1 protein-coding gene is annotated in these 787 nt (G+C 29.6%); it reads left to right on the top strand.

Annotated elements, in window-relative coordinates; translation table 11 throughout:
- Positions 1-28: 28 nt before the first annotated feature.
- Positions 29-787 (top strand): lipopolysaccharide biosynthesis protein (locus tag AC1DPZ_RS28365; protein ID WP_477409832.1); only part of this gene is annotated, 759 nt, incomplete at its 3' end.

Consider the following 787-nt stretch of genomic DNA (forward strand, 5'->3'; position numbering starts at 1 on the left):
GATAAATGTAATAGGACAGTTAATTAGCTTGGCAATAATATATGTGCTTACTAAAACCACTTCAGGGTCTTTAACTTTAATTGTGTTGATATTTTCAGGACTCCCCGTTCTTACGACATTGATAGCAAGTTTTTACTATTTTAACGGAGAATATAAAGCATTTTCGCCAAGCATTAAATTAATAGAATTTAAGTATGCCCGAGAATTATTGACAACTGGAGGGATGTTCTTTTTTATTCAATTAGGTGGTCTTATGTTGTTTCAAACTGATAATATTGTAATAACTCAATTGTTTGGCCCTGATAAAGTGACGACATTTAATTTGTCATATAAGTTGTTCTCGGTTATCAGCATGGGCTTTTCTATTATAATGGCACCTTTTTGGAGTGCATTTACAGAAGCATATTCAAAAAAGGAATTCATATGGATTGAAAATGTTTTTAAAAAGATGTATTCTTATTGGTTTGCTTTGATAGTTTTAACATTCATATTACTACTAAGCTCACCAGTTATATTCAAATATTGGATTGGTAAAAACATGCATGTGCCATTTTTTCTTTCGTTAAACATGGCGCTTTATACAATAGGTTTTTGTTGGATGTTAATCCATTGTTCCTTATTAAATGGCATAAATAAAATAAAATTGCAACTGTATCTTTATGTAGTAAGTACAATAATAAATATACCATTAGCTATTATCTTAGGTAAATTTTACGGAGTTGCTGGAGTAACACTTTCAAATGTTTTAATTTTATTAATGATGGGAATTGTCTTATCTATTCAAAGC

It is taken from the genome of Mucilaginibacter sp. P4_G9, from assembly GCF_056400985.1.